General features: G+C 55.5%; 15 protein-coding genes and 7 tRNA genes. 16 read left to right on the forward strand and 6 right to left on the reverse strand.

The window, feature by feature from the left end; all coding sequences use genetic code 11:
• Positions 1 to 72: 72 nt before the first annotated feature.
• The 4 genes from dut (at position 73) to dxs (ending at position 4,763) form a co-directional block, all read left to right on the forward strand.
• Positions 73 to 546 (forward strand): dUTP diphosphatase, encoded by a 474-nt coding sequence (gene dut / locus BJP07_RS04105; protein ID WP_071566194.1) that lies wholly within the window; start codon positions 73 to 75, stop codon positions 544 to 546.
• Positions 547 to 641: 95 nt separating this feature from the next.
• Positions 642 to 1,505: a DUF3710 domain-containing protein gene (locus BJP07_RS04110; RefSeq protein WP_071566195.1), complete on the forward strand. Its 864-nt coding sequence runs from the start codon at positions 642 to 644 to the stop codon at positions 1,503 to 1,505.
• Positions 1,505 to 2,758, forward strand: coding sequence for a class I SAM-dependent RNA methyltransferase (locus BJP07_RS04115; RefSeq protein ID WP_071566196.1), 1,254 nt, complete (start codon positions 1,505 to 1,507; stop codon positions 2,756 to 2,758). The genes BJP07_RS04110 and BJP07_RS04115 overlap by 1 nt, the downstream gene beginning before the upstream one ends.
• Before the next feature lie 73 nt (positions 2,759 to 2,831).
• Positions 2,832 to 4,763 (forward strand): 1-deoxy-D-xylulose-5-phosphate synthase, encoded by a 1,932-nt coding sequence (dxs, locus tag BJP07_RS04120; protein ID WP_071566197.1) that lies wholly within the window; start codon positions 2,832 to 2,834, stop codon positions 4,761 to 4,763.
• Between the two features lie 5 nt (positions 4,764 to 4,768).
• Here dxs and BJP07_RS04125 read toward each other — a convergent pair whose 3' ends face one another.
• On the reverse strand, positions 4,769 to 5,965 hold the full coding sequence (locus tag BJP07_RS04125; RefSeq protein WP_071566198.1) for an HRDC domain-containing protein: 1,197 nt from the start codon (positions 5,963 to 5,965) through the stop codon (positions 4,769 to 4,771).
• Positions 5,966 to 5,982: 17 nt separating this feature from the next.
• Positions 5,983 to 6,558 (reverse strand): DUF3000 domain-containing protein, encoded by a 576-nt coding sequence (locus tag BJP07_RS04130; RefSeq protein ID WP_071566199.1) that lies wholly within the window; start codon positions 6,556 to 6,558, stop codon positions 5,983 to 5,985.
• A 191-nt stretch (positions 6,559 to 6,749) separates the two neighbouring features.
• Between BJP07_RS04130 and hemQ the strand changes: the two genes are divergently transcribed.
• On the forward strand, positions 6,750 to 7,451 hold the full coding sequence (gene hemQ, locus BJP07_RS04135; protein ID WP_071566200.1) for a hydrogen peroxide-dependent heme synthase: 702 nt from the start codon (positions 6,750 to 6,752) through the stop codon (positions 7,449 to 7,451).
• Positions 7,452 to 7,519: 68 nt separating this feature from the next.
• Here hemQ and msrB read toward each other — a convergent pair whose 3' ends face one another.
• Genes msrB through BJP07_RS04150 form a run of 3 tightly spaced genes read right to left on the reverse strand, consistent with a single transcriptional unit; the run spans position 7,520 to position 9,973 of the window.
• Complete coding sequence (gene msrB, locus BJP07_RS04140) at positions 7,520 to 7,933, reverse strand: peptide-methionine (R)-S-oxide reductase MsrB (protein ID WP_071566201.1); 414 nt, start codon at positions 7,931 to 7,933, stop codon at positions 7,520 to 7,522.
• On the reverse strand, positions 7,872 to 9,194 hold the full coding sequence (locus tag BJP07_RS04145) for a glycosyltransferase family 87 protein (RefSeq protein WP_255365918.1): 1,323 nt from the start codon (positions 9,192 to 9,194) through the stop codon (positions 7,872 to 7,874). The genes msrB and BJP07_RS04145 overlap by 62 nt, the downstream gene beginning before the upstream one ends.
• Positions 9,195 to 9,217: 23 nt before the next feature.
• Positions 9,218 to 9,973 carry a pyrimidine reductase family protein gene (locus tag BJP07_RS04150; RefSeq protein WP_071566391.1) on the reverse strand — a complete coding sequence of 252 codons (756 nt, stop codon included), beginning with the start codon at positions 9,971 to 9,973 and terminating at the stop codon, positions 9,218 to 9,220.
• Between the two features lie 298 nt (positions 9,974 to 10,271).
• Between BJP07_RS04150 and BJP07_RS04155 the strand changes: the two genes are divergently transcribed.
• Both BJP07_RS04155 and BJP07_RS04160 read left to right on the forward strand, forming a co-directional pair.
• Positions 10,272 to 10,715, forward strand: coding sequence for a hypothetical protein (locus BJP07_RS04155; RefSeq protein ID WP_071566203.1), 444 nt, complete (start codon positions 10,272 to 10,274; stop codon positions 10,713 to 10,715).
• Positions 10,716 to 11,034: 319 nt separating this feature from the next.
• Positions 11,035 to 12,249 (forward strand): IS1249 family transposase, encoded by a 1,215-nt coding sequence (locus tag BJP07_RS04160; RefSeq protein WP_071566204.1) that lies wholly within the window; start codon positions 11,035 to 11,037, stop codon positions 12,247 to 12,249.
• Positions 12,250 to 12,366: 117 nt separating this feature from the next.
• On the opposite strand, the gene BJP07_RS04165 is transcribed toward BJP07_RS04160, so the two are convergent.
• Positions 12,367 to 12,438: transfer RNA gene (locus tag BJP07_RS04165), tRNA-Val, on the reverse strand.
• Between the two features lie 210 nt (positions 12,439 to 12,648).
• Here BJP07_RS04165 and BJP07_RS04170 point away from each other — a divergent pair.
• From BJP07_RS04170 to BJP07_RS04210, 9 genes are all read left to right on the forward strand, one after another.
• Positions 12,649 to 12,724, forward strand: a tRNA-Gly gene (locus BJP07_RS04170).
• An 18-nt stretch (positions 12,725 to 12,742) separates the two neighbouring features.
• A tRNA-Val gene (locus BJP07_RS04175) sits at positions 12,743 to 12,814 on the forward strand.
• 32 nt (positions 12,815 to 12,846) lie between these two features.
• Positions 12,847 to 12,922, forward strand: a tRNA-Gly gene (locus BJP07_RS04180).
• Positions 12,923 to 12,951: 29 nt separating this feature from the next.
• A tRNA-Cys gene (locus BJP07_RS04185) sits at positions 12,952 to 13,025 on the forward strand.
• A 5-nt stretch (positions 13,026 to 13,030) separates the two neighbouring features.
• Positions 13,031 to 13,102, forward strand: a tRNA-Val gene (locus BJP07_RS04190).
• Between the two features lie 32 nt (positions 13,103 to 13,134).
• Positions 13,135 to 13,207 (forward strand) — tRNA-Gly (locus tag BJP07_RS04195).
• A gap of 133 nt (positions 13,208 to 13,340) precedes the next feature.
• On the forward strand, positions 13,341 to 13,958 hold the full coding sequence (locus BJP07_RS04200) for a copper resistance CopC family protein (protein ID WP_177222513.1): 618 nt from the start codon (positions 13,341 to 13,343) through the stop codon (positions 13,956 to 13,958).
• A gap of 52 nt (positions 13,959 to 14,010) precedes the next feature.
• Positions 14,011 to 14,640, forward strand: a complete 630-nt coding sequence (locus BJP07_RS04205) for a copper chaperone PCu(A)C (RefSeq protein ID WP_255365919.1) — start codon at positions 14,011 to 14,013, stop codon at positions 14,638 to 14,640.
• Between the two features lie 15 nt (positions 14,641 to 14,655).
• Positions 14,656 to 15,870, forward strand: a complete 1,215-nt coding sequence (locus BJP07_RS04210; protein ID WP_071566206.1) for a Dyp-type peroxidase — start codon at positions 14,656 to 14,658, stop codon at positions 15,868 to 15,870.
• Positions 15,871 to 15,956: the final 86 nt, after the last annotated feature.

Genomic DNA, 15,956 nt, shown 5'->3' on the forward strand with positions numbered 1-15,956 from the left:
TATTCCCCAACACGATACTGGAACACTTTAGGCGATATGCCCAAGTGGGGACAATGTCCCAAAACTCCGCGCATGAAAGAATCCCGTAAGGTGTATGAAGTGACTTCACTTGAACCTATTTCAGTAAAGCGGCTCGATCCTGAAATGCCCCTGCCGCGGCGTGCACACGCCGGTGACGCCGGAGCAGACCTGTATGCCGCCGAGACTCGCACGCTTGCCCCTGGGGAGCGCGCATTGATCGGTACGGGAATCGCCATTGCGCTTCCGATGGGCACGGTTGGGCTTATTCACCCGAGGTCGGGTCTCGCTGCGAAGCACGGCATTTCGATTGTGAACACCCCAGGAACGATCGATGCTCAATATCGAGGAGAGCTGAAGATTTGTCTCCTGAATACTGATCGCGAAACTCCTTTCACGGTTGAGCGCGGCATGCGGATTGCTCAACTCGTGGTCCAAAAAGTCGAGTTGGTAGATTTCACCGAAGTCGCAGAGCTTGACGATACACAACGAGGCGCGCAAGGTTATGGCTCAACGGGGCTAGCATAAGAGCGCCAGCGAGGCCCGTACTAGAGTAATCCGCAGTCAAAGAAACCTTTTAGCTACACAATTTCAGACGGAATTCACACGGAAGGTGATCATTCATGGCATGGTGGCCATTTGGGAAGAAGAAGAAAGAGCAGCAGAAGGAAGATTCTGGTGCAGTGCAGCCGGACGTAGCAGCCGACGAGGTCCAAGAAAGTGGTGTAGCGGAGCCTCAGGCAGAGGAAGCAACGACCGCTACAACCCCGGCACAGACCCCATCGTCTAGCGGCACACTTAGTGATTACGATCCAGTCAACGGGTCGACAGGGCCGTTTGACGGAGACAACGTCGACATTGAAGAGTTTGACTTTTCGGACTTTTCTCAGGTGAACCTGAACCTAGGGTCGATGCAGATTCCCCTGCCGAAGGATTCGCAGGTGCAGGTTGAGATGGGGGAAAATGGCCCGAAGATGGTCCACATTGTGACGCGTCATGGTCGAATCACGCCCGTCGCTTTCGCTGCTCCACGCAACGGTGGTCTGTGGGCCGAGTCCGCAGAAGAAATCGCAGATGGCATGCGCAGCGAAGACATGCCGGTTGCGTTTGAAGAAGGGCCATGGGGCACCGAGATCGTAGGAACAGGGGAGAACGGTGTAATCCGAATTATCGGTGTGGAGGCGCCACGTTGGCTGTACCGCGTAACGCTGGCTGCCCCAGTGGGGATGGAAGACCAGCTGGCAGAGCTTGGGCGCGAAGTCGTGGCGCGCAGCTTCGTCTACCGCGGACCAGATCCGATCTTGGCGGGCAACTCTTTGCCGGTCGTGTTGCCTGCACAGTTGGCTCGTCAGGTACAGCAGGCTGTTCAGGAACGTGCTGCGCAAGACTCGCAGCAGCAGAGTCCACAGGCCGGGAACCCAAATGCCCTTAGTGACGCGTTGAAGCAGATCATCGCGCAGAATAACGAAGCGAATAAAAACAATTGATGAGTGACCAGCCAGTACTGACACCAGGTGACAGCATCGAAGTAACATTTCATGCTTTCGCTCATGGTGGGGAAGCGATTGCCAGAGCACAAGATGGTCGCGTTGTTTTTGTGCACGGCGCATTGCCTGGTGAAACGGCAACAGTAAAGTTGCTGAAAGTGAAGAAGCGCTGGGCCCGAGCGGAGTTGGTAAGCCTTGAAACCACTTCACCAAATCGAGTGGAAGTAGAGTGCCCAGCGGCCAGGGCAGGCGCAGGTTGTTGCGATTTTTCCCATATGCGATTGACTGCGCAGCGGGCGGCAAAGCAAGAAGTGCTGGTTGGTCAGCTCGATAAAATCGCGGGCCCTTCGGGGGTACTTGATACTGTCGATGTGTCTTCGGTGAGCGTTGAGGCGTTAGAACCGGGCAAGGGTTGGCGTTCCCGTATCCGTCTTGGCACCGATGCTCAGGGACGAGCTGGTTTTAGAAAGGCTCGCTCCAATGAGGTCGTCGCCGAGCGTTGTGAGCAAGCAATGCCGGCTTTGTTTGAAGGAATTGTTGGCGAAGGGGCGCAGAGGTTCACCCCAGGGGCCGAGGTCATTGTTGCTGTTGATTCCCTCGGGAATCGTCACGTCGTCGAGTCTCGCAAAGTTCAACGGGGACGGCGAGTGGAACGCATTTCCCGAACCATTGAAGGTTCCGGCAATACTGTTGAGGTTGTTGGCAATGACAGGTTTGAGTTCCCTGCGACTGCGTTTTGGCAAGCGCACTACAACGCAGCCTCGGCCTATGTAAAACAGGTGCGCACATGGGCAAAAGCCGGACAACCCTATCAGCGCGCCACTGGATGGGACCTCTACGGTGGGGTCGGACTCTTCGTTCCTGCGATGTCAGAAGCACTTGGAGGGGGGCCGGTTTCGACTGTTGATTATTCGAAATCAGCGATGGCGCATTCACAGCCGACACTCGAATCGCTCGACGTGACCAAGGTGAATACACGCGTTGAGACAGGGATAGCGTCGCTGCCTCCCGCGGGGCTCGTTGTGCTTGATCCCCCACGAACAGGTGCAGAAGATGAAGTGGTCCGGGCCATTGCTGCAATGGGGCCGCAACGGGTCATCCATATCGGGTGTGATCCGGCAACGTTCGCCCGCGACCTAGCCAGTTGGGGAGCCTACGGCTACCGCGTCTGCGAATTGAAAGCAATCGATGCTTTTCCAGGTACGCACCACTTTGAAACGCTTGCCTGCCGGGAGCCTGTGCCTCTTCGTTAGGAATGGGTCGTCGGCGATACAGGGTGTAAACTGGCGTCAACTATTGCTTGTTCTAAAGGAGAAGTAGAGGACCGTGGGACTGATAGATGAACTCAATTCGCCAGCGGATTTGAAGACGTTGACGCCTGGAGAACTATCAGATCTCGCTGATGAAGTACGCCAGCTTCTGATTGAGAAAGTTTCAGCAACCGGTGGGCATTTGGGGCCGAATCTTGGTGTTGTGGAGCTTACGATTGCGCTGCATTATATTTTCGATTCGCCGACGGAGCCAGTCGTCTTTGATACTTCCCATCAGTCTTATGTACACAAGATTTTGACTGGGCGCGCCGACCAGTTTGATACCTTGCGTCAAAAGGGCGGACTGTCCGGTTACACTTCCCGCTCGGAGTCAGAGCATGATTGGACCGAGTCCTCGCATGCAAGCGCTTCTCTATCAATTGCCGACGGGTTGGCGAAAGCGAAACACATTCAAGGTAAGGGCGATGAAAACGTCATTGCGGTTGTCGGGGATGGAGCACTCACGGGTGGTATGTGCTGGGAGGCACTGAACAATATTGCCGCTGCTGAGCGCAACGTGGTCATCGTTGTTAATGACAACGGGCGTTCGTATTCGCCAACGATCGGCGGTTTTGCGAATAACCTGACTCGTCTTCGTGATCAGCTGGCCGCATTGCGTATGAAACCAGGCTATGACGACGTCATGGAGTCCGGCAAAAAGACGCTGAAATCGATGGGTTGGGTCGGTGAGCGCACCTTTGAGGCGCTGCATGCGCTGAAGGAAGGTGTGAAGTCACAAGTCATTCCGACGGAGATGTTCCCCGAGCTGGGAATCAAGTACGTGGGGCCGGTAGAGGGCCACGATATAACAGCTCTGCTTAGCGCTTTTGAGTACGCGAAAACTTATGAGGGTCCTTTGATCGTGCACGTAGTGACGGAAAAGGGCCACGGCTTTGCACCTGCGGTGAACAATATTGCAGATCAGATGCACTCGACTGGCGCTATCGATCCTGTAACAGGAGAATCTCTGAAGAAAACAAGGCCAGGGTGGACTTCGATCTTTACGGAGGAGCTTCTCGACGCCGGTAGAACGCGGGATGACGTTGTTGCCATCACTGCTGCTATGGCCGGACCTACCGGACTTGCACCCTTTGCTGAAGAGTTCCCGGATCGTTTCTTTGATGTTGGTATTGCGGAGCAGCATGCGATTGCGTCTGCTAGCGGTCTTGCGCTTGGTGGGCTTCATCCGGTTGTTGCCGTCTATTCGACATTCCTGAATCGCGCTTTTGACCAGCTTTTGATGGATGCGGCGCTCATCAAGCAACCGTTGACTGTTGTGTTGGACAGGGCAGGTGTCACCGGATCGGACGGTGCAAGTCATAACGGTGTGTGGGATATGTCGCTGACGTCGATTATTCCGAGCATTCGTGTTGCGGCCCCTCGTGACCCTCAGCAGTTGCGGGAGCTGTTCAGGGAAGCACTGACGGTCCAAGATGGTCCAACCGTAGTTCGATTTCCGAAGGGCAGTGTCGGTGAAGATCTAACGGCAATTAAGCGGCTGCCTGGTGGCGTAGATGTTCTCCTGGAACCTGCATTGGATCGCGAAGAGGAAGACACGACTATCGATGTACTGATTGTGGCTGTGGGAGTGTTTGCAGAGCCAGCGCTGCGTGTTGCCGAAAATCTCGAGAAAGACAATATTCGCGTGACCGTTATTGATCCTCGGTGGGTCATGCCAGTTTCTCCAGATATTCTTGACAAAGCCGTTGAAGCGGATCTCGTTGTCGTGTATGAAGACGGAATCGTTCATGGTGGCGTTGGCTCAGCGGTCGCTGAAGCGCTGTCTTGCGCTGAGATCGACACACCGTTGCGGCACATTGCGTTTCCTCAAGTTTTCCCAGAGCATGCTTCTCGCGAAGAAGTGCTCGAAGAATACGGAATGGATGAGTCCTCTGCGACGGAAAAGATTCGCGAGTGGGTCAATGGAATTGAGGATTCCGAACTATAAGCTGCTTAGCGGCGTCGACAGGGTTGCTCCGCGACGAAAATAGGCGCAAGGAAGTCGATCTGCCATTCACGCATTCCCATCCTGGCCAGCAGTGGGCGGGTATATTCCATTGGCCAGTCGAGTCGTTCTTGAAATGCGGTCCAGAGCGTTCTGTTCAATACCTTGTTAGTCAAAAGGAGGTCCTTGCGGATCCCGAGGTGCTCGCAGATTTCTTCGACGCGCGTGATGATATTTCGCTGGGTACGGAGGGCAGTTCTGTTGTGCTTCGTCCACTCCCAAATACTCTTTGGACTCGGCTGCCGAACTTGCTCCCTCAGGGAGCTTTCAAGAGGCGAGACAAGTGCGTCATTAATGGTTTCCAGCCAGAAGTAGGGGAACTCTGTTAAAGATTCGAATGAGCGATTGAATTCCAGAAGCTCATCAACTGTCGTTGGACGACGCTTTGCCATCGGCACTAGCAGTTTGGTCGGGAGCACCAAGCCAGGGGCAATATCGTGGTCATAGGCGAAGCAGTCGCGTGCGTCCCACAGCCACTTGGTGAGAGTCAGATCGAGGTCTGATAAGTCATCCGAGAGATATGGCGTATCGAGCCAAGAATGCTCCATCAAGCTGGGATCCGAACGCATTTTGACTAGATGAGCGAATTCTTGGGTAGCGTACTCAAGTTTGCCCTGCGAATCGAGGAGATGGACCAACGCCTGCTCAAGGTGAGGTAGATAGATGACGTCCTGCGCTGCGTACTCGAGCATCGAGGAGGACAATGGAGTTTGTGACCAGTCGGCCTTACTGTGCTGCTTTGGTAGCGAAACCTGGCAGATGTCTTTGACTAAAACGCCCAGATTACTCGCGGGAAATCCAGCAAAACGAGCAGCAAGCTCAGTATCGAAAATTGTATACGGTCGGAGTCCCAGCTGAGCGAGGCACGGAAGGTCCTCACTCGCAGCGTGAATCACCCATTCCTGGTTGTTGCAGACCGGCGCGAAATGCTGCTGGAATTCCTCCCTATGATGTTCCGGGGCAATGAGGAATGTTCCTGCATCTTTGCGGTAGATCTGGACTAGAAATGCACGGTCGTCATAGCGGTAACCGCCAGCGCGCTCGGTATCAATGCAGAATGGTCCGAGTCCCTCAGCAAGCCGTTCAGCAGCTTCAGCAAACTGGGAGGGTTGATCCACGAAAGTGTAGGACAGATTTGCTTCCATGCGTAAACATTCTAATGCTACGAAATGGTTCGTACACCTTCGGGCGGTAAACCGGCCACCAGACTAAGTACGTTTGCGAAAGCTTCGACATGTGATGACAAATCAATGCCGTCGGCAGTCCAGGAGGCGCGCATCTCTAACTGGTAGGCGCGCGGTGGTCCTCCAATTTCACCGAAACGGACGGAGGCCGTGGAAGTGACAGTGCCACCCAGGTTTGTGAACCCCGCGTTGTTTCCCTCCAACGACTCGTTGAGCCACTGCCACGCGACGTCCGGCAAGAGCGGATCGGCTGCGACGGCGTCGTCCATATCTGCCTGAATGTATGCCACGAGCCGCATTGAGCCTTCCCAGGCCTCCTCGGCCTCAGGGGAATGGAGGAGGATCAGTCGCCCGAAAGCGTCACCTTGATCGGGTTTCGTCTGGATGACCTCGAGGCCTACAGCATGGCTATAAGGCGCTGGACGTTGAGGCGGTCGAATTGTGCCGATGGAGATTTCCGGGCGCAATTGAGCCCTGTGCATTGACTCGACGGCAGCGGTGAACTCTGCTGGAGTTGACTTGCTCTCGCTTGGGGAGGTGGTATCCGGGTTCATCACGCTCACCAAGCTAATGATATTGAGGCTCGTGGGGAGTGAGGCGCGCCGTGAGTTAGAAGAATGGATTCGTTCGGCGTCGAGAAGTGTACACTGAACTAGTACTTTCGTTGGATGTATGTTGTATATCTGTGGTTGGGGCATTTCGGCGCCACGACAGACGTACTGTGAATCGCTAAAGGAGAGTTTGAATGGCGAAGCTTGATTACGAAAAACTGAACGCAACCCAGCGCTACCTGCAGTATGCGGTATTTCGCGCGATTCCCGGCGCGCTGGGTACCGAACGTGACGAAATCATCGCAGAAGCAGAAAAGTTCTTTGAAGAGCTGAAGACAGAGGGGAAAGTTGTCGTACGGGGATTTTACGACAACACCGGTATTCGAGCTGATGCAGACTTTATGATTTGGTGGCATGCAGAAGAGTTTGAGTACATCCAAGATGCGCTCGCGCGGTTCCGTCGTGACACGGCGCTTGGCCAGCTGTTGGAGGTTTCTTGGCTCGGTAACGGTATCCACCGCCCTGCGGAATTCAATAAGTCGCACCTGCCAAGCTTCATCATGGGGGAGGAGCCGAAGGATTGGATTACGGTCTACCCGTTCGTACGTTCTTACGACTGGTACGTGATGGAGCCGGAGAAGCGCCGCAGGATCCTGATGGAGCACGGCATGGCTGCTCGTGATTACGCAGATGTCCGCGCGAACACCGTTGAAGCTTTTGTTCTCGGAGACTATGAATGGATGCTCTCCTTTGAGGCGGACACGCTGGAGCGCATTGAATCGCTTATGAAGACGATGCGCTACACTGAGGCGCGCCTTCACGTGCGTGAGGAAATTCCGTTCCAGACGGGTCGTCGCGTCGCGGGCATCGCAGACGTCATTAAGGTTTTGCCGTAACTGCTAGTTCGAGCCTGAAAGAACTCCCTCGGCACCTCTGTGGTGCTGGGGAGTTGTTTTAGTTGGACTTAGTTGTCAGAGTCGTCGAACTTGAGCGCGATCGAGTTGATGCAGTAGCGCTGATCAGTCGGAGTGTCGAACCCCTCGCCTTCAAACACGTGCCCAAGGTGCGAGTGGCATTGCGCACAGAGTACTTCGGTACGTTCCATTCCAAGTGAGTGGTCGGCACGCTTGATGACGGCCGCTTCGTCATCGGGGGCGAAGAAGGCTGGCCAACCGCAGTGCGCATTAAATTTGGTGGTTGACCGGAATAATTCCGCGCCACAAGCGCGGCAGACGTAGACGCCCTCTGCGAAGTGATCAGTGTATTCTCCAACGCCGGGTGCTTCTGTTCCTGCTTGTCGGAGTACGCGGAACTCTTCAGGGGTGAGGCGAGACTTCCACTCCGCGTCCGTTATCTCCTGAAATCGATTCTCTGGCATGAGTGTCGTATGCACCTTTCTTTGTAGTCAGCAGTGTGGTGAGCACCCAGGTTGCCGTTGTCACGATAAACAATGCCCATCCCAGTGTGGGAAGGAACGTGGTGATCCACCTGCCGATGAGTGGGTTTTGAAGTGTTGTCCATTGTAGCGGTGCGAGGCAAAACATAAGCCCGACCCAGGGACCGCTGGTGTGCATTGGGCTTCGCGGAGCGAGCACGGTAAATGCTGCAGGGAAAAGCATCATTGAGTAGTAAGCCTGACCGAGTGAAGAGAGCAAACACACTCCCGCGAGTAGCACCGTGGAACTCATCGTGAGCCACAAATACTCGTCTGACCAACGCCAACGGGCGAGCCCAAGCACCGCGATTGCAACAGCAGCACCAAAGACGATAAACAGCGCATCGTAGGACTGTGCTGGAAGTCCAAAATAGGTCGTGAACCCGGGCAGTGACGAATTTGCGTAGTCGCGGGTTATAGCGAGGTACGGGACAACCACGTCAATGTAGTCGCGAGCGCCTGGTGTGAGCGGCCAAGCGACGAGATTGAACACCACCGGAGTGAAAACACTTGGCAGCAAACAACGCCAGCGTAACTGCATCAGGGGCAGCACAATCAAAGGGGCAAACATTGGTTTGACGAGGATCGCAACGCCGAGGCACACGCCAGCGAGCACAAAGCGCTTTCTGATGTAGCTGTAAAGGAAAATAGTGAAGAGGAGCAGTAAAACACCATTGATGTTTGAAAAAACGAGGGTGTTGACAACCGATTCTGTGCAGAAACTCAGCGCAATGCTGATAGGGAATAGCGGGTGGGTAAGCGACTTGCCACTGAGCCTGGTAAGGAGCGCAAGCGCTACAAGTATGGCGACTACGTTTGCCAAAATGAAGAGTGGGCGGATCAGCGAGGCATCGCTAAATAGCCCCAAGGGGGAGAGCAGCAGCGTCGCTCCAGGATTGTAAAGATAGTGGGGATCGACGTGGTGATACACCTCGTTGTAGACCGGGACGCGCTCGACAAAGCGACGGGCGGCTGCCCACACGGTCGTGAAGTCGTCGGTCTGGGATCCTTGCCTGGCAAGGATGACAACGCGGTGGATGATGAGTAAAAGCGCCAGCGGCCAGGCGGCGCGGGCCGCGTAGGCAGCGGGTTGCAGCGTGCGCGTTGCCGCGGTGGTGTGCGGATCATCCTGTGGGCCAGGAGTGACCCAGAAGCTGTTCAGGCGTCGTATCCAGGCGGGGGGAGTGTTTTGTGCGTACGTCACGCGCATAACAGTACCGAATGCGATTACCTCTTGTGGGAAGCGCCTGTGTCCGGCAGGCGGTAACGCACGAACATCATCGAGTCCTCGCTCACCCGCACGTCTTCGATCTCGAGCGAGGCGACATAGTCGCCGCCTCCGCCGAAGAGTGGCTTTTCAATGTTGCCCTGCAACGTCGGGTCAATGGTCAGGTGCAAGATGTCGCCAAGGCCTGCGGTCAGGAGCATGTCGTAGAGCCCAGGTCCGCCCTCGCAGACGATGCGGTTGAAGCCATGGGCGTGTAGGGCGTCGATAATCGAGTGCGCGGAGCCATCCCCAGTAGAAAGGATGCGACCGCCCGCGTACCGGATTGCTTCTCGACGACCCGCCAGCGCCGGCTCGTCGACACGGTGCTGCGGAGCGAGGAAAAGCGGGGGCACCTCCGTGTCGTAGAACAGCTGCGTATCCACATCGAAGTCGAAGCTATCGGTGATGATCGCAAGCGGCGGGACCTCCGCTTGTCCTCGCGTCTGACGTTCAGCCTTTTCCGCGTCGGTGCACTTGACCCCGGAGTAGTTTTCCGCCCGTGCGGTGGCTCCGCCGACTAAGACGGCGTCGGACCACACACGCAGCAGGTTGAGCAGTGCGGCATCGATGCTGTTGCCAAGCGAACCGGACGTGCCTTCGACAGAGGCCGCGCCGGACAGCGTCATGACCGCAATTAGGCGCAGTTGTTGGGCCGAAGTAGGCAGTACAGTTCCCAGTAGGTCCGCTGGTTTAAAAGTGCGACGCGCGTCTAACATGTCGTCAAGCGTACACATCTGAGTACCAGGATATTGGAGCAATAGCACGTGGCCTAGCGTCATCCTCACGCCGAATCTGTGGTGTTGAAAAACGTGGCGGATATTGTTACGTGAGCTGCGGCAGCGAATCGCAGTGTTTGAAGAAAGGACGAGAATTGGTTGTGACGGATAAAGCCTGCGAATACATTGCTGGCGAGCGCAGGATCGATCCCGGCACATATGAGATCGTCGAATATGCGCCAGCTACATCGCGCGACTCGGCACAGCCGAGCCTTGGGAGGTGCTCTCAGGGGCCATCTTGGTAGCCGTCGACACGCATAGGCAGCTGCACAATGCTGACGGCGCACTGATCACAGGGGCAGGCGCGGACGCCCTGTTCCTCGGCGGGACAACCATCGACGCGACAGCCGAGGATTACCTTCAACATTGGGATACTGAGGTACGCCGCAGGATCAAGGCACATTTCACCCAGCAGCGTTTCATCCCGAACTTCTACGAGCGCCTCATCGCAGAACCCGAGCGCCACATTCAGGTTTGGCAGACACACGAGGCAGTCGACCTCGCACTGCGCATCCACCCACGAGTAACCCGCGGGACCAACCTCGCACAAGACAAAGCGCTCTTTCGTCGCATCGCTGCAGACTTGAGAATCGATCCGGCACTCGTCCAGACCACGAAAACCCGATGCAAGTCTCATCAGGAGGCCTGGATGCCATTGTTGCGCTGGTACGGGAACAGCTAGCGCACAGGGCGGGGGAGAAGAAATACTCTGACCCGATGAGGGAGCCGATAGAGTTTACGGTGGCCCGCCTGTTTCTCGAGCAGCTGAAAGACCAGGTGACCCGCGAGTAGGTGGAATCGGACCTAGGCATGTGCATCTACCCCTAGGGCTTAAGGGACATTTTGTGTGTGTAAATCGATCCGGTTTCCCGGGATGACCTCGCCCAACAGATAGAAATGGTTTCCAAAACAGTTCCATTTCCCCGTTTCGAGAAATCAACACCGAATAACACCACACCTGTGGTATAGGCTCCGGTCGTTCTGCGGTAAGGCCAATTGCTATGGCAATCACAAACCGGCCGTCTTGCCCACTATGCGGCCACACACTGATAAAAAACGGAACCACGACCACAGGCACACAACGCTGGCGCTGCCCGAACTGCAACGCATCCACAATCAACCCCCGCGCCCACACCAACGATGTACGCCACTTCAACATCTTCATCGACTGGATACTTAGCGGGGAACCCGCAGACCGCATCGCCACAACACGACACAAAGTGACCAGACGCACCCTAACCAGGTGGTTTCAACTGCTGTGGTTTATCACCGTGCCCAACATGACAGACCCATATCGCGTCTACGACCAGGTCTTTATCGACGGCACCTACTTCCACAAAAAATGCCTCCTCGTCGCCTGTACTAACACGCACGTCATCGCCTGGCATTGGTGTTTGCGTGAAAGCTCATCCGAGTACCTCAAACTCCTCGACAAGATCGCCCCACCGCTGATCATCACCACTGACGGCTCAGGAGGAGCTCTGAAAGCCATCCACAGTAAATGGCCTCACGTAGCCATCCAGCGCTGTCTTGTCCACGTACAACGCAACACGTTGAGCGATATCAGCAAAAACCCGATCCACCCAGCACATAAAGCAATCCGCAAGCTTGGCTACATGCTCGTCAACGTTGCTGATACCGATGATGCCGCACGATATATTGCAGCCGTACACACCACCCGAACCACCTTTGACGACTGGCTGAAACAGCGCACCTACCGTCGCGATATTCCCCAAGGCCAAGTACCAACATGGGTCAACGACACCCAGCAATGGTGGTACACCCACCGCAATGCACGTCGTGCCCTGCGCAGGTTTGAAAAGCTCATCCAAGACGACCAACTCTTTGTATTCCTCACCCCACCAGAGGGTGTGACACAAGATGTAAAAGCCACCACAAACCTTCTAGAAGGCGGGATCAACAAGCAGCTCAAAGACAAAGCCGGCCAACACCGCGGCATGTTCGATGAGCATCAACGCATCACCATGGATTGGTGGCTATACATGCACACACAGGACCCAGTGCCACCGCTTGAACTTGCCCGGCAACAAGACTTCGGACGCGTTGGTGAGAAGGCCGCACGAGCTGCGTGGGCCAGAGAAGAACTACAACGCCGCGGTCACCTGGATGGGCGGCCAAAAGAATTCGATACCGGCATTGATAGTCAGTGGAACCCCAGCTTAGGCGTGAGGAAAGGATGGGCCGGACGCAGCTAAACACACACAAAATGTCCCTTATCGCGACACGCCGCAAAAACACACAAAATGTCCCTTAAGCCACCCCTAGCTGGTGAGGGAGGAGAAAGAAAAATGCCCGCTGCTGCGGGCATCGAGTGGTCCTAGCTGGGATCGAACCAGCGACCTTTCCGGTGTGAACGGAACGCTCTTCCACTGAGCCATAGGACCGAACGCGAACCACTTTACACCTCCTTCGCAGCTACGGCGAATCCGCAGGACAGTATCATTTTTAAGTTATGCACGAAAACAATGAGACTGCACCTACTAGCCCACCCGGTATACACCGATAGACCGCCTTTATCCTGGCGATTTGAAAAACTCAGAAGCACCCGATAATGTTTGTTCACGCACAACGGAGGCCAAGCTTCCGGAGAGCATGCGGATGTAGCGCAGTTGGTAGCGCATCACCTTGCCAAGGTGAGGGTCGCGAGTTCGAGTCTCGTCATCCGCTCCAAGTGTCTTAGCACACTTCGCGCGATTAGCTCAGCGGTAGAGCACTACCTCGACACGGTAGGGGTCACTGGTTCGATCCCAGTATCGCGCACAGAGCAGCACAGCTCTTTTTAAATAGTGCATGCGGATGTAGCGCAGTTGGTAGCGCATCACCTTGCCAAGGTGAGGGTCGCGAGTTCGAGTCTCGTCATCCGCTCCAAGTACTTTCAGTACTTCGGAGGTACTCACGGTGGATTGGTCGAGTGGTTAGGCAACGGTCTGCAAAACCGTGTACACGGGTTCGATTCCCGTATCCACCTCCAACCTTGCGCGATTAGCTCAGCGGTAGAGCACTACCTCGACACGGTAGGGGTCACTGGTTCGATCCCAGTATCGCGCACAGAGCAGCACAGCTCTTTTTAAATAGTGCATGCGGATGTAGCGCAGTTGGTAGCGCATCACCTTGCCAAGGTGAGGGTCGCGAGTTCGAGTCTCGTCATCCGCTCTGCAAGGGCTCACGTCCCTTGGAAACCCCAAGGGACGTGAGCCCTTCTCGTCGATCGGGCAGCAAGATGACCGTTCCCCTTAGATCACCAGCTCGGTGCGCTCGGGAACTAAACCGAAGTTCGCTACGACTAATGTTGTACTGGTTTGTGTCGATTCATTTTGCAGGAGGATTCGAAATGGCCAAAGCATGGCAAAAGGTGCGGCAATCGGTGTTGATAACGCTCGGCACCGTATACGCAGCTTCTGCTTTGGCAGGAACGGCTGAAGCGCATGACGCTGTGATTGGCGGTGAACCCGCAAATGGGTCCGTTGTTGCGGAATTTCCCGATGTCTTGACACTCGAATTTTCAGGACAACCGCAGGATGGATTCAACACGTTCGCGCTGTCTCGGATAGCCGACAACGAGATTCTATTTACAGGCGAACCAACGCTTGATGGCCGTTTTGTTTCTTTGGAGCTTCCAGAAGCGGTGCGCAGCGCTGCTAATGATGCCCCTGGCGAGTATCGAATTGGGTTCCAGATAGTTTCATCAGATGGGCACGCTACGAAAGGGATGACGACGTTTTCCTTTACGCCTGATGGAGGAGAGATAGCTACCGATGGTGATCCTCACTCAGCTGCGGAAAGCCAAGAAAACGGTTCGTCTTTCACCTCGGTAACCTGGGTAGGCGTGGGCGTATGTGTCCTGTTGGCGGGCGCGGTCTTGGCAGTTTTCTTGTTGCGTCGCGGCAAATCCGAACGACAATAAACCGGTATTTTTCATACTAGCTAGAACGCTAGAACAACTTATAGGGAGAATCATGTTGAATATCCGAATCGCGGCTGTTTCTGCTCTTGGGATTGCCGCCCTCACTATGGCCGCATGCTCGCCTTCGCAGCAGAACCCGTCGACTGCGACTCCAAGTTCCGCTGAAACGACGACTGTCGCTTCCAGCACCACCACTGCTGTTGACAGCGAAAAGCTCCAAGGAGATGGAGATATCCGCGTTGAATCTGCGGCCATCCGAGCCAAAGCTGAAGCAAGCGCGGCAGACGGCAAATCCATGACTGGGTTCTTCGGTACGTTGCACAACGTGTCGGAGAAGGACATCCAAATTGTTGGCTTCTCCACGTCACTTGGCGACGCCACCTACGAAATCCACGAGGTGGTAGACGGAGTAATGCGCGAGAAGGAAGGCGGCATTGAGATTCCCGCCGGCGGGACCTACGAGCTCAAGCCTGGTGGCGATCACTTCATGATTATGGACTTTGAACCTGCAATTCCTGCAGGTGATGTGGTCGACGTGACGCTTGAGTTCGCCGACGGAACCAAGGAAGAAATTCCAGGCGTCGCTGTGCGTTCGATGCTTCCTGGTGATGAAGACTACGGTGAGCATGGAGAGCTGCAAGGCCACCAGCATGGTTCCATGCAAGAAGGCCACAATCACTAGTTGAAGGAACGTCGAATGTCTGTCAACCGCCGTCATTTTCTCGCCGGGACGCTGGGGGTCGCCGCCGTTGGCGCGGCTGCATCGTGTGCGGATGGTCGCGATGTTGCAGGGAATGCTCAGCAAGAACCTGCACCAGATCTTGCAACTGCGAGAGTTCCGTTCGATGGTGCACATCAGGCAGGCATTTCGACGCCCCAACAGGCTTCATTGAACCTGATTGGATTCAACTTTAAAGATGGCGTCGATAAACCTGCGATTGCTCGTTTGATGAGGCTGTGGACTGAAGACGCCCGGGCGCTGACTGCGGGCGAGAACCCGTTAGCGAGCCTTGAACCTGAAATGACGGAACACCCTGCGAACCTCACCATCACGGTAGGGGTGGGCGAGAAGTTTTTCGATATTGTTGCTCCCGCTCAAAAGCCATCTTGGTTGCACGAAATACCAGCCCTTTCGCGCGACCAGCTTGTTCCGGAATGGGGCCAGACCGACCTGGTTCTCCAGATTTGTGCGGATGATCCCGTGATGTGCGCTTGGGCGATGCGCCATATGGTGCGGGCGGGCGTCGATTACGTGTCCATTGCGTGGGTCCAGCAGGGGTTCATGAATAACCCTGCTGTTCATCGCGAAGGAACGACGCCGCGCAACCTCTTCGGACAGATCGACGGGACAGTCAATCCGCATACTGATGAGGAATACGATGAGCAGGTGTGGGCAGAAGGCCCCGCGGGGTTTGAAGGTGGGACTTCGATGGTGGTGCGTCGAATAGCGATGAACCTTGACACCTGGGAAATGCTGGACCGGACGTCGCGTGAAGAGGCCGTCGGACGACGGTTGGACAACGGTGCACCTCTGTCGGGAGGCGAGGAGTTTACCCCGGTAGACCTGAATGCTCGGGATGAATACGGGCTGCCCAGGGTGGATAGAAACTCGCATGTTGCTCGGTCCATGGCGCCGGAGGGGCACCCCGAGCAGAAGTTCAAGCGGCGCCCATACAACTACAACCTGCCGCCAAAACCAGGTCAAGACCAGCTGTCCAACGCGGGCCTTGTGTTCATCGCCTTCCAGGAAAACCCAGATACGCAGTTCACCCCGGTGCTCGAGCGGCTCGACGAAGCAGATCGCCTCAACGAGTGGATCACGCATATCGGCTCTGCGGTGTACTGGATCCCACCGGGCACACAGTTAGAAGACGGATCGCTGGGTTATTGGGCCGAGTCACTACTTGGGTAGTGGAAGCGGTATGATTTTTGCCATGTTTGCCGTCCTCAGTTTTTAAGGCTCCGGCGAGCTTGTACGAATCCAGCTGGGTGCGTCCA

Source organism: Corynebacterium sp. NML130628 (assembly GCF_001875665.1).
GTDB lineage: Bacteria > Actinomycetota > Actinomycetes > Mycobacteriales > Mycobacteriaceae > Corynebacterium.